We start from the raw sequence: 14,716 nt of genomic DNA, 5'->3' as shown, positions 1-14,716 counted from the left end.
TTAAAAAAATTGAATAAAATGAAAAGAAATCAGTTGAAATTATTTTACATGGTCGCACTCAGTGCGGCGCTGACCATCTCCTGTACCAATCTGGAGATTAATGAGACCGACTCGGTTTTCCCAGAAGATACTGGTGGAGGGTTTTCAGGGGTTGAAGACCCAGCCTCTTCAGTAACTGCTCTTTACAACGATGTTCAAGGGCAAATTGGAGACCAAGCGAACTTGTTTGCCCTTAATGAGGTTACTACTGACGAACAGCTAGTTCCAACAAGAGGTACTGACTGGGGTGATAACGGTATTTGGAGAACCCTGCACACACATACCTGGTCTCCAACACACCAGTATATTCTTAATACTTGGAACAATTTGAACCAAAATGTGTTCCGTGCTTCAGAAATCATTGATTCAAGGTCTGGAGCAGATACTGAGACAGCTGCCAACGCTCATTTCTTGAGAGCTTGGAGTATGTGGTACGTTTTAGACTTTTGGGGACAGGTTCCTTTCCGTGAAGTGGATGAAGGCCCAGAAATTAACCCAAGAATTCTAACACCAACCGAAGCATTTGATTTTATAGTACAGGATTTGAACACTGCTATTTCTGGATTGCCTTCGGTCACAGCCGGAAGTGGTGATGACCTTGAAACAGCGAGTAAAGCCGCTGCACGTCACTTATTGGCCAAAGTAATGTTGAACAAACACATATACCTTGGTACTGGAAGTCCTGAAGCTGCCGACATGACTCAGGTAATTTCACTTGTAGATGAAATTGCTGCAGAGGGCTATGCTTTAGAAGCAGGTTATTTCAATATTTTTAGAGAAGCTCCTGACAACGAAACCATTTGGTGGGTTGGTGCCGGTGTAGGAAACCGTATTTTCAACGGTTTGCACTACAACTCCACAGCAATCAGTGGTGGTGGCTGGAATGGTTTCAGCACCTTAGCTGAATTCTATGACCTATTTGAAGGTGATGCCAACAGCAACAGAGGTGAATTGGACGGTACACCTCTTGATGGCCAAGAAGAACGTAGAGGTTGGGTGCCATCTGCTGGTACTCCTTTTACTGGAGCAGATGAAACTACAGATAACGGTGGTTTTGAAGATGGCTCTAACGTTGGGCTTGGATTCTTGATCGGTCAACAATATGCTTTGGATGGAAGTAAACTTAAAGATCGTCCTGGAAATGATTTGGTATTTACAAAAGAGTTCCCAGGATTGGTAGGTAATAATGAGAGAACAGGTGTTCGCGTCCAAAAGTATGCTGCCAGATACGATGCATTCAATCCACATCAAATTGTTTTCAGATATGCTGATTCTCACTTGATGAAAGCTGAAGCCATGATGCGCAGTGGTGGTGATCCTACTGCCATGGTCAATGAGCTTCGCGTACTTAGAGGGGCTACGCCTCTTGGTTCAGTTACCGAGCAAGACTTGTTGGATGAAAGAGGAAGAGAGCTCTATGTTGAGTTTTCTCGTAGAAATGACATGAGAAGATTTGGTCAATATACCGCAGATTGGGAATTTAAAGATCCAACATCTGTTGGTGACGCAAATAAGGAATTGTTCCCCATCCCGACCAATGCATTATTATCCAATCCAAATTTGGTACAGAATCCTGGTTACTAAGAAGTAAAATCTTAGTCATAATAAATATGGAAAAGGCTGTCGTACGACAGCCTTTCCTTTTAATCTTACCTATTCCCTTAGATTTGTATAACTTACTTGCCACTTCTTATTGATTAAATGAGAAAAATACACTGGATGCTAATAGGAGCCTTTTTATGGCTCACAGGATGTGCAGAGAACCATTCTAAGACGCTGTTTGTCTCAAAATCGTCGGGTGAGACTGGAATAACCTTTGTAAACAAATTGGTTCAAACTCCCAAACTGAATATTCTCAATTACCTCTACTATTTTAATGGAGCCGGAGTTACCGCCGGCGATTTTAACAATGATGGTCTTGTAGATCTATATTTTACCTCAAATCAAGGAGAGGACAAATTCTACTTAAACCAAGGTAGTTTTAAATTCAAAGATGTTACCATATCAGCTGGTCTCAACAATACTAGTGGATGGACCACTGGGGTTACCCATGTTGACATCAATAACGATGGGCTTCTGGATATTTACGTGTGTAAAGTAGGAGATCACGAAACAATCACTGGACAAAACTTACTCTACATAAATCAAGGTGTTGCTGAAAATGGAATGGTAACCTTCAAAGAAGAAGCCGCTACGTATAATTTAGATTTTATTGGTTACTCCACCCAAGCTGCATTCTTGGATTATGATCTGGATGGGGATTTGGACATGTATTTGCTCAACCACTCCGTTAACCCCAATCGAACTTATGGAAAAGGTTCCAAAAGAAAAATGGTCGATTTGCTTTCCGGAGATATCCTATTCAGGAATGATGATGGAATATATACTGATGTTTCAAAAGAGGCAGGAATATTCCAAGGAAGTATTGGCTACGGACTTGGTCTTGCTGTAAGTGACATCAACAATGATGGTTACCCGGATATTTATATTGGCAATGACTTCTTCGAGAATGATTATCTCTATATCAACCAAAAAGATGGCACATTTAAAGACATCATAACGGAAAGCAATCGACATTTAGGCCATACCTCCCATTTCTCCATGGGGAATGACATTGCCGACATCAATAACGATGGTTTTGCAGAAATTCTTTCTTTGGACATGCTTCCAGAAGATTTGGAAACCTACAAAACCTCAGGATTGGAATATCCATATCCCATTTATCAACAGTATTTAAAAAATGGTTTTGCTCCACAATTCATGCAAAATACGCTTCATTTGAATCTGGATGGGGAACGTTTTAGTGAAATAGCAAATTTAAGTGGCATAGATGCCACCGAATGGTCTTGGGGCGCTCTATTTGCAGATTTTGACAATGACGGCTATAAAGATTTATTTATTTCCAACGGAATCTTGGGAGTCACTAATGATATGGACTTCATCAACTTTATTTCCAACAATAAAATCCAAAAAAATATAGAAACTGGATTATCTGATAAGGACATGACACTGTTGGACAGTCTTCCGAAGAAAAAAATCCCAAACTATTTTTACAAAAACCAAGGCGACCTCACCTTCTCTAACGTAACAAATGTCTGGATTCCTAAAAGTGATTCCTACAGCAATGGTGCAGTCTATGCTGACCTCGACAATGACGGTGATCTTGATTTAGTTGTGAACAATGTAAATGATGAAGCCTATATTCTAGAGAACACCCAAGATGGTGGAAATTATATCAAACTACAATTTCAAGGATTATCCAAAAACAAATTCGGTATTGGGGCCAAAGCAATTATTTATAATGATACACAAAAAATTGTCCAGGAAAATTTCAATACCCGAGGTTACCTTTCTGCTAAAGACAACAGTTTGAATTTTGGTCTTGGTAAAGATTCCATCATAGATTCAATTCAAATTATATGGCCTGGCGGCAAATTTCAAACACTTCGAGCAATTAATTCCAATCAAACCATTAAAGTTGTGGAAAGCGACGCCACCGACAACTTCTATTTAGAAAATTCAACAAAAAAAGATACGCTCTTCTCAATATCACAACATATTGATTTTACCCATAAAGAACAAAACACTCTAGATTTTGACAGAAACCCACTTTTACCATTCGGTAATTCCAATGAAGGTCCGGCAGTCTCCATAGGTGATATCAACAACGATGGATATGACGATATGTTTATTAGCGGTGCAAAAAGACAAGCCTCATCCCTTTTAGCACAAAACAGTGAGGGCAAATTTGAGAAAAGTCAGGCCGAGCTTTTTGAGCTGGACAAAATCAATGAAGATGTTGACCATATATTTTTTGATGCAGATCAAGACGATGACCTAGACCTTTTGGTTGTAAGCGGCGGTAATGAATTTACTAAAGGCAAGGCACTGCAACCAAGATTATACATCAACACAAATGGTTCTTTCGCCAAGAATGAATCACAATTTTTGACTATTGAAGTTAATGCATCCAAAGTACAAGCAATAGACATTGACAATGATGGAGACCAAGATATATGTATCTCCTCCAACATGGTCCCTACTGAATTTGGAGCCACACCCAAACAGTATATCTTCCAAAATGATGGGAAAGCCAATTTCACAACAATTACAAACTCTTTCTCTCCAGAATTTGAAACCGTTGGGCACATCAAAGATTTTGTTTGGGTAGATTTGGATGGCAACGGTTATCTGGATATTGTTACTGTAGGTCATTGGTCTCCAATAACCATCTTTCTGAATGATGGGAAACAATTGATCAAACAAAAACAAAATGGCCTTGAAAAAACCCATGGATGGTGGAACTGTATCGACGTAGCTGATTTGGATAATGACGGAGACTTGGATATGCTAGCCGGTAATTGGGGATTGAACACAAAATTCAATGCCTCAAAAGAAAAACCCATCACACTTTATAGAAACGATTTTGATGACAATGGTTCTATAGAAACATTGGTCACCTATTTTCACGGCGATAAAGAGACTGCTTTCGCGTCCAAAGATGAACTAGTTAAGCAAATGCCGTTCCTAAACAAAAAGTTTCTGTATTACAAGGATTTTGCAAAAGCCTCACTCGAAGAACTCTTTGGGAAGGACAAACTTAAAAACTCAGAGAAAAAAGAAGTATATCAACTTGCTACCAGTTACTTCATGAATAATGGAGATGGGACCTTTTCAGCAAAGAATCTTCCACTTATTGTTCAGGCTTCCAGTGTTAATGACATCTATATTGAAAATATTGATAAAGAAAGGATTAACGAAATATTAATGGTAGGAAATAATTTTGAGATAAGTACACAACTTGGTAGATTAGATGCTTCTCATGGACTGTTATTGGAAAATGATGGGCAAGGAAACTTAAGCTTTAAACAAAGCCTGAACGTTTCTGGAGCCGCTAGGAAGATTGCAAAAATAAACATAAGAGGAAACGAGGAATTCATCATTACCCGGAACAACGATTCACCTACTTTTTTACTGAAAAACTAGACTAAAAGAATGAGATTAAGATATATCATTAGCTGCATACTACTCATGCTTATTATGGGTTGTGGCGGCAAAGATTCAAATGACACTAAAGAGGAAAAGGTTGAACCTCTTTTTTCACTGTTGCCATCTGAAACAACAGGGGTTGATTTCATCAATAAGGTTGAAAACCAAAAAGACTTCAATATTTTTAAATACCGAAACTTCTATAATGGAGGAGGTGTAGCCATTGGCGACATTAATAATGACGGTCTTTCTGATATTTACCTAACTGGAAACATGGTTGCCAATAAACTCTATTTGAACAAAGGGAATTTTGAGTTTGAAGATATTTCCAAAACCGCAGGAATTGAAGGAAACAAACCTTGGTCCACCGGTGTGGTTATGGTCGATGTAAATCAGGATGGGTTATTGGATATCTATGTCTCCAACGCTGGAAACATGAAAGGGAACAACCATGACAACGACCTGTACATTAACAATGGTGACCTTACTTTTATTGAAAAAGCCCATGAATATAATCTAGCTGAAACAGGTTTTACCACTCATGCCTCTTTTTTCGATTATGACAAGGATGGTGATTTGGATGTCTATATCTTGAACAATAGCAACATTCCTGTCAGTAGTCTAGGCTATGCAGAACAGCGCGAAGTACGCGCCCAAGATTGGGAAGGTGTTCCTCATATTTTTAGAGGTGTGGGCGATATGCTTTTACGCAATGATGACGGAAAATTTGTGGATGTTAGTGAAGAGGCAGGAATATATGGAAGTTTAATTGGTTTTGGATTGGGTGTTTTGGTTACCGACTTCAACTACGATCTTTACCCAGACATTTATGTATCCAATGATTTTTACGAAAGGGACTATCTCTATATCAATCAAAAAGATGGCACTTTCAAAGAGGAAATCAAGGACTGGACCTCCCACTTAAGCTTATCTGCCATGGGTATTGACGTTGCCGATGTAAACAACGACGGTCATAACGACATTTTTATTACCGATATGCTTCCTGAACCCGAACAGCGCGTAAAATCGGTAATGGAGTTTGAAGGTTATAATGTCTTCGAACTAAAACAACAAAAAGATTTTTTCCAACAGTACATTCAAAATACGCTACAACTCAACAATGGAAATGGCACTTTTTCTGAAATTGCCTACTATAGTGGAATTGACGCCACAGATTGGAGCTGGGCAGGTCTTATGTTTGACATGGATAACGATGGCCTGAAGGATATCTTCATCACAAATGGCATCAACCATGACTTAACGGATTTGGATTTTGTTGACTTCTTTGCCAATGAAATCATTCAAAAAATGGCATTGACGGGAAGAAAGCAATCCATTGATTCCATCATCAATAAAATGCCTGTTAAACCACAACCCAACTATGCCTATAAAAACAACGGTGACATTACCTTCAAAAATGCCAACAAAGAATGGGGATTTGATTTACCTACTAGGTCCAATGGGGCTGCTTATGGGGATTTAGACAATGATGGCGACTTGGATTTAGTAATCAACAATGTAAATACGGAAGCTTTTATCTATAAAAACAATGCCCAAGAACAACTCAATAACAATTACATTCAACTAAAGTTCAAGGGAGCGGAAGCCAACCCTTTTGCAGTGGGCACCTTGGTAAAATTTTATTTTGATGACAATATCGTTAACCAAGAACTCATTCCATCAAGAGGTTTCCAATCTTCCATAGAATATGCCATGACCATTGGATTGGGCAAAACTGAGCAATTGGATTCCATTCGTGTTGTTTGGCCAGATGACCGCACCCAAAAACTGGAAAACATAACAGCAAACCAGATGATCACTTTAAATCATGCCGATGCTTCAGAAATTTACACCCCATCTAAAAACAATACAACAAAATCCTTTTTCAATGCGCTTGATTCCAATAAAATGATAGCCCATAAAGAAGATAATTATAATGACTTTGATTATGAAGGTCTAATTTATCATAAACTCTCCCAAGAAGGTCCTTCTTTGGCTGTTGCCGATGTCAATGGAGACGGCAATGAAGATTTCTTTATAGGTGGCGCCCATCAACAACCAGGAACTATTTATTTACACCAAGGGAATGGAAAAGTGATTGAAAAGTCATCCAAAGCCTTTGAACAAGACCAAGAACTAGAAGATGTAGCAGCTACTTTTTTTGATGTTGATGGTGATCAAGATATGGATCTAATAGTAGGTTCTGGAGGAAACAACGTGAACCTACGGCAAGGTTACCGTCCACGTTTATACTTGAACGACGGCAAAGGGAACTTCGCCAAATCGGAAAATGAACTGCCGAGTACCTTTAAGAACATTGCTACAATTTCCACCCACGATTTCGACAATGATGGAGATATCGATGTTTTTATTGGATCAAGAAGTGTTGTTGGCGTTTATGGTATTTCTCCCGATCATATGCTTTTGGAAAATCAAGGCGATGGTACTTTTGTAAATGCTACCGAACGACTGGCTTACCATTTAAAGGATGCCGGAATGATCACAGATTCCAAATGGGTTGATATTGATGGGGATTCCAAAAAAGATTTGATTGTAACTTCCGAATGGGATGCTCCAAAAATTTACAAGAACACCGGAAGAAGATTAGCGAAGTTCACCTCTTCTTTGGACAGTTTATACGGATGGTGGAACACTATTGAAACTGCTGATTTGGATAATGATGGTGACCAAGATCTTATTTTGGGCAATCAGGGATTGAATCTCCATTACAAACCTTCAGAAGAACAACCCATGAAATTATGGGTCAATGATTTTGATGGCAATGGTACCATTGAGCAGATTACTACCCTTACGCAAAACGGGGCAGACTATCCAATTCATCAAAAAAGAGAGCTCACAGAACAACTGGTTTCATTGAAAAAGCAGAATCTTAAAGCTTCAGATTATGCCAAACGAACCATTCAAGAACTTTTTCCTAAAGAGGTCTTGGAAAATTCCATTGTAAAACAAGTTATAACCTCTGCTTCCATTATTGCCATTAACGAAGGAGGAGGCAAATTTACTGTTCAAAAACTACCTCCTAGGGTACAATTGTCATGTGTTTGCGATATTACCTGTATGGACGTTAATAAAGATGGCAACCTGGACTTACTAATGGCTGGGAATAATTTTGAGTATAAGCCTCAATTTTCAAGACTGGATGCCAGTTACGGAAACTTGTTACTGGGAGATGGCAATCTAGGATTCACATGGCAGAATTATGATATCAGTGGTTTTAAAATCAAAGATGAAACCAAATATCTCCAACAACTAAAAGATAAAAATGGCAATACCTATATAATTGCCGCAATCAACAACAACAAACCCAAAATCTTCGCGCTCAATGAATAGATTTATGCTCTTGCTGTTGATTGTCCTTATTGCTGGATGCAAAAATAGGGGCCGCCTTTTTAATAATCCCTCCCCAGAATCAACCGGAATTACCTTTACCAATACTGTCTCCGAGCTTGATGACCTTAGCATTTTGGACTACCTCTATTTTTATAACGGAGGAGGTGTTTCCATGGGCGATATCAATAATGATGGCCTCCCCGATATTTTCTTTTCTGGAAATCAGGTGAAGAACAAACTTTTCTTGAACAAAGGCAATATCCAATTTGATGACATCTCTGTCTCAGCAGGAATTGAAGGAAATAGTAGTTGGAACACTGGAACCACCATGGCCGATGTGAATGGCGATGGCCTATTGGATATTTACGTATGTGCCGTTGTTGGCATAAACGGCTTTGATGGTTTCAATGAGCTCTACATTAACAATGGTGACAATACGTTTACCGAAAGTGCTGCAAAGTATGGCTTGGACTTCGATTCGTATAGTTCCAACGCAACTTTTTTTGATTATGATTTGGATGGCGACTTGGATCTATATTTGCTCAATCATGCAGTACACACCCAAAACTCATTTGGCAAGTTCGATTTAAGATTTGAACGCCGCTACGAAACCGGTGACAAACTTATGCGCAATGACAATGGCAAGTTTATGGATGTAAGCGAGGAAGCTGGAATTTATGGGGGAATCAATGGCTATGGATTGGGATTGGCAATTTCAGACTTTAATCAGGATGGATACCCTGATATTTATGTTGGGAACGACTTTCATGAAGATGACTATTACTATTTAAACAATGGCGATGGCACTTTTACAGAAAGTTTGAAAAAATACTTTGGCCATACCAGCCGGTTTTCCATGGGAAATGATGTTGCGGACATCAATAATGATGGCAGACCCGATTTTATCTCTCTGGACATGCTGCCCGAAGATGAGGTTGCTCTAAAATCCTCTGAAGGTGATGATAATATCCAAACCCAAAAACTACGGATAGATAAGTTTGGATACCACTACCAGTTTACACGAAATATGCTTTTTTTAAACCAACCAGACGGCAACTATATGGAAACTGCGCTCTTAAGTGGAGTAGCTGCAACAGATTGGAGCTGGAGTGCCCTTTTTGGTGATTATGATTTGGACGGACAGCAAGATCTGTTTATTTCCAACGGTATTCCCAAACGACCGAATGATTTGGATTTTATAAAATTTGTGTCCAACGATCAGGTCAAGCAAAAAATAGACAACACCAAATTAGTTGATAAAAAGGCTTTGGAGCTTATGCCCTCAGGAGTAGTACAAAATTATGTTTTTCAAGGTGGAAAACATCTAAGTTTTGAAGACAGGTCGGATATATGGATTGCCAACGACACGCTGATATCCGGAGCAACTGCAGTGGGCGATTTAGACGGTGACGGTGATTTGGATTTGGTGACCAACAATTTAAATCAGCCTGCATCACTCTATATCAATAAAGCTTCTGAAAAGGCCAACTACCTTAATGTAAAGTTGGATTACCTTCCGAAAAACAGTTTTGGAATCGGCACCAAAGTATATTCTTACCATAATGGAACGCTTCAGTTTAAGGAGTTGTTCCCAACACGCGGATTCCAAGCATCATCAGAGCCGGTGATTCATTTTGGTTATGGAAATGTTCAAAAAGTGGATTCCTTAAAAATTATTTGGCCCAATAAAACCTATCAAACGGTAAAAAATGTCACTGTTAATCAAACATTGACCATAAAGCCTGAAAATACGAAACCCTTCGACTATAAATCCCTACATAAAAAACCAGACCCTCTTTTTACTGCTATTCCAGACAATCTTGGAATCAATTTTACCCATATAGAGGATAATTATACGGACTTCAACCGCGAAAAACTTATTCCCTATCAAGTTTCAGATAGAGGACCCGCCTTAGCTACTGGAGATTTAGACAATGATGGCAAAGAAGATATTTTTATTGGCGGCTCCAAATTTGTCCCTCCAAGTATTTATCTACAGCAAGATTCCATTTTCATCAGCAAACGATTTGAGAGTATTTTCAAGGATTCCGTTCAAGAAAATATTTCAGCAGTTATTACCGACCTCAACAATGATCAAAAAAATGACCTTTTTGTTACCTCTGGTGGTGATGACTTCTTTGGGAAATCCAAGGCATTATTGGAGAGCTGTTATATACAGCAAGACTCAACCTTTATATCCATAGAATTGCCCGAATATTTTCAAAATGCTTCGGTGGTAAAACCCAATGACTTTGACAATGATGGAGACTTGGACATTTTTGTCGGCGGGCATACCATCACTGGCAAATTTGGGGCTGAGGCCACCTCCTATATTTTGGAGAACAAAGAGGGTACATTTGAAGTTTTGGCAAGTTTTGAAGACCATTCCAAAGGAATGGTTACCGATGCATTATGGAGTGATTTTGACAATGATGGAACAAAAGACCTCATCTTGGTTGGCGAGTGGATGTCTCCAAAATTCTTAAAATACAGAAATGGAAGCTTTACAAAAGTCAATCCCATGGACTTGAAAGGGCTTTGGCAGCGCATTGAAGCTTTTGATATTGATAATGATGGAGATACGGACTATCTTTTGGGGAATTGGGGAACCAACTCAAAATTCAAAGCTTCCAAAAACCATCCTTTAAAGCTTTTTTTTAACGATTTTGATAATAACGGACAGACTGAGACCATTACCGCATTGCAAAAGGATGGCAGCTATTTTCCTCTTGAATCGTTGGATGGGCTAGCTGGCCAATTAGTATATCTCAGAAAAGAATTCAACACCTACACTTCCTTTGCGGGGAAGACTGTAGAGGATATTTTTGGAGAAGAAATCCTAAAACAATCTATTGCATTGGAGGTCAACATATTGCAATCTGGTTATTTAAAAAATAATGGTGGTAGCTTTTCTTTTGTTCCATTTGAAAATGAGTTACAGGTTGCTCCCATCATGGCCTTTGTAGTAGATGATTTTGATGGGGATGGCCGCAACGAAGCTTTGGTCGGGGGAAATTATTTTGGTGTAAAACCCTATCATGGAAGATTTGACTCTTTCCCCGGAGCAATCATTCAAAACGAAAATGAAACAGTCCTAGGAAGTCAAATTGGACTTGATTTCACTAAAAAATCCATACGCCATATGAAAACTTTTTCATTGAACAATCAAAAATATCTGTTGGCGATTTTTAATAATGATAAAGCACAAGTTTATACCATCAATAATTAAGCGTTAGACCATGAAAGAACGAATAAGCATACTAGCAATCCTGTTTTTGGTTTTTCTATCCTGTCAGAAAAAAGAAGAACCCATTGTTATTACACCTGAAGATTACCACAATTCGGTAGACAAGGTTACCGAAGTTATGATCCACGATATATTCTCGCCCCCCGTGGCCAGTAGAATTTTTGCTTATCCCAATATTGCTGCATATGAGATTTTGGTACAAAAGGATGGAAGCTATGCTTCATTGGCAGAACAACTCCATGGTCTCTCTAAAGTTCCAACTCCACCAAAAGCAGAACAATTAAACTATGAGCTTGCGGCATTAATTGCCCATATGGAGTTGAGCAAAAGACTCATTTTCTCTGAAGACCGCATTGAAAGCTACAGAGACAGTCTTTATACCATTTGGATCGAAAAGAATGAAGTAGCCTTTGAGGCATCTAAAAACTACGGACTTCAAGTTGCTGACCATATAGCTGCATGGATGGGTAAGGACAATTACAAACAAACCCGAACCATGCCCAAATTCTCTGTGAATTCTGAAGACCCATCTCGCTGGCAGCCCACACCTCCTGCCTACATGAGTGGAATAGAGCCACATTGGAACAAAATACGCCCCTTTGTAATTGATTCTGCCTCCCAATTTAAACCTACACCTCCTCCTCCATTTTCTATGGAAGAAGGTACGGACTTTTATAAAGAAGTAAAGGAAGTCTATGACATCAGCAACCAGATTACTTCTGAAGGGGACAGTTCGGAAGAAGTGGAAATAGCACAGTTCTGGGATTGTAATCCGTATGTTTCGGTTACTAGGGGACATTTAATGTTCGCCACCAAAAAAATAACCCCGGGAGCCCATTGGATTGGCATAACCAAAATAGCCACCAGAAATTCCAATTCTGATTTTAGTAAGACCGTTTATGCCTATACCAAAACATCTATTGCCATAGCTGATGCCTTCATAAGCTGTTGGGATGAAAAATATAGAAGTAACTTGATTCGCCCCGAAACTTTGATCAATGAGCATATTGATGATAGTTGGGAGCCTATATTGCAAACCCCTCCTTTTCCAGAATACACCAGCGGTCATAGTGTGGTATCGGGTGCGGCAGCCGTTGCACTTACTGATATTTTTGGAGATAATTTTGCTTTTGATGATGATACCGAAGTCCCTTACGGATTACCGGTTCGATCCTTTGCTTCCTTTAAACAAGCTGCTGATGAAGCCGCCATTAGTAGAATGTACGGAGGAATCCATTATAGGGCAGCGGTTGAAATAGGTGTACAACAAGGACGGGATTTAGGTAAATTTGTAATGGACAACCTAACAATGGCCAAAACCAATTAAATTTTCTATTGAATCTATGAAAAGGATCTTTATAGTAGTCATTGCTCTTGTAATCATCCTATTTTTCTGGTATTTTTTTCTAAAACCTCAAGACTATCAAGTAAGTTTTCAAGTAAAGACCGTACCAGGAACCGTCTACGAAACGGTAAAGGTCTGGAACAGTACCTTGAAAGGTTCTAAACCTGTCGAATTCCGTAGTTTGAAAGATTTTAAACAGGTTTTGAGCGTAAACGATTCCCTTCATATTTACGAATGGAATATTAGCTCTATCAACGATTCCCTAAGCCAGGTTACTGTAAATATCAAAGATGCAGAGCATTCCTTGATGAACAAAATCAAAATTCCATTTTCAGATACCAACTTTGAGAAGGGGTCTAGAAAAATGTTGGTGAACTTCAATAGGTTCTTAACTGACCATCTTAAAACAATTAAAGTCACCTTCAATGGCGAAGACAATCTTTTTACAACATTTTGCGCATGCATTCCCTTGACCACAACACAAACAAAAAAAGCAGCCGGAATTATGCAAAATTACTCGCTGCTAAACTCGTTGTTGTATGAAAGCGAGGTAGAGCTGAACGGCCCTCCCTTTTTGGAAGTGTTGGATTGGAACCTAGAGGCGGACAGTCTATCCTATAATTTCTGCTATCCCATTGTACGTTCTGAAAAACTACCCAAACACGATGATGTAATCTATAAGCGAATATTCAGCAAAAGAGCTCTTAAAGCTGAATACAATGGCAACTATATCACTTCTGATAGAGCTTGGTATACTCTTTTGGATCATGCCGAAAGAAATGGCATCCCAATTGAACCAAAACCGATTGAGGTATTCTATAACAATCCCAATATGGGTGGTGATGAGCTAAAATGGAAAACCGATGTATTTATGCCCTTAAAGGAAACCAATGAATAAAATTTTTCTTTTACTCATAAGTCTAATCTTTCTTGAAGGTTGCGGTCAAACAGAACATCCGGTATTAAATCATATGGGAAGTTTTCCTTCCAAATTAAGGGAAGTGTCTGGTATTGAGATTATCGGCAAGAACATTTGGGTAATTCAAGATAGTGGGAACAAAGATGTCATCTACAACATCAACAAAAAAGGAAAAATCAAAGAAGAACTAAAAATCAACCATGCCAAAAATCAGGACTGGGAAGATTTGGCATCAGACAAAAAGGGAAACATTTATATTGGTGATTTTGGCAATAATAACAATGAAAGAAAAGACCTTACTATCTATAAAATAGATAGTACGCAAATGCAAAAAAAAGAGCCAAAAGCCAAAAAGATAAAGTTCCGTTATCCACAACAACATCAATTTCCACCTAAAAAGGATAGTCTATTTTTTGATACGGAAGCATTTTTCCATTGGAATGACTCGCTCTATATTTTCACCAAAAACAGATCTAGACCATATACTGGGGAAACATTAATTTATCGTATCCCTGATGAGGAAGGAGACTATAATGCTTCTTTCATTGGTTCCTTGGTTCTGTGCAAAGACCAAAACCATTGTTCTGTTACCGGGGCCGACATTTCTCCAGATGGAAAGATCATTGCCTTATTGACCTATGGGAAAATATTCTTCTTAAGTGATTTTAAAGCAGAAAACCTTGCTAATCCCATAATCGAATCGATTGATTTAAAGCACGTAACCCAAACAGAGTCTATTGGGTTTTTGAACAATACTACTTTGCTCATTGCAGATGAACAAACCCTAGGCACTGGGAGAAACTTATATTCCTATTCTTTGGATTAA

At 38.8% G+C, this 14,716-nt stretch carries 7 protein-coding genes; all 7 read left to right on the top strand.

The genetic code is table 11. The features are described 5' to 3' along the window. Window positions 1-18 precede the first annotated feature (18 nt). Complete coding sequence (locus HJC33_RS15150; RefSeq protein WP_171659691.1) at window positions 19-1,623, top strand: RagB/SusD family nutrient uptake outer membrane protein; 1,605 nt, start codon at window positions 19-21, stop codon at window positions 1,621-1,623. Between the two features lie 117 nt (window positions 1,624-1,740). Continuing rightward, entirely contained in the window at window positions 1,741-5,025 is a 3,285-nt protein-coding gene (locus HJC33_RS15145) for a VCBS repeat-containing protein (protein ID WP_171659690.1), read from the top strand. Between the two features lie 9 nt (window positions 5,026-5,034). Further along, window positions 5,035-8,379 carry a VCBS repeat-containing protein gene (locus HJC33_RS15140; RefSeq protein WP_171659689.1) on the top strand — a complete coding sequence of 1,115 codons (3,345 nt, stop codon included), beginning with the start codon at window positions 5,035-5,037 and terminating at the stop codon, window positions 8,377-8,379. Then, the gene (locus tag HJC33_RS15135) at window positions 8,372-11,608 is read left to right on the top strand and encodes a VCBS repeat-containing protein (RefSeq protein WP_171659688.1); all 3,237 of its coding nucleotides are present in this window, start codon (window positions 8,372-8,374) and stop codon (window positions 11,606-11,608) included. The genes HJC33_RS15140 and HJC33_RS15135 overlap by 8 nt, the downstream gene beginning before the upstream one ends. A gap of 10 nt (window positions 11,609-11,618) precedes the next feature. Continuing rightward, window positions 11,619-12,953, top strand: coding sequence for a vanadium-dependent haloperoxidase (locus HJC33_RS15130; RefSeq protein WP_171659687.1), 1,335 nt, complete (start codon window positions 11,619-11,621; stop codon window positions 12,951-12,953). A gap of 16 nt (window positions 12,954-12,969) precedes the next feature. Next, window positions 12,970-13,869: a GyrI-like domain-containing protein gene (locus HJC33_RS15125; RefSeq protein WP_171659686.1), complete on the top strand. Its 900-nt coding sequence runs from the start codon at window positions 12,970-12,972 to the stop codon at window positions 13,867-13,869. Continuing rightward, complete coding sequence (locus tag HJC33_RS15120; RefSeq protein WP_171659685.1) at window positions 13,862-14,716, top strand: NHL repeat-containing protein; 855 nt, start codon at window positions 13,862-13,864, stop codon at window positions 14,714-14,716. The genes HJC33_RS15125 and HJC33_RS15120 overlap by 8 nt, the downstream gene beginning before the upstream one ends.

The sequence above is a fragment of the Flagellimonas amphidinii genome (genome assembly GCF_013090115.1).
Lineage (GTDB): Bacteria > Bacteroidota > Bacteroidia > Flavobacteriales > Flavobacteriaceae > Flagellimonas > Flagellimonas amphidinii.
The sequence above is the reverse complement of the archived record's forward strand: the minus strand, read 5'-3'. Positions and strand labels throughout refer to the sequence as shown.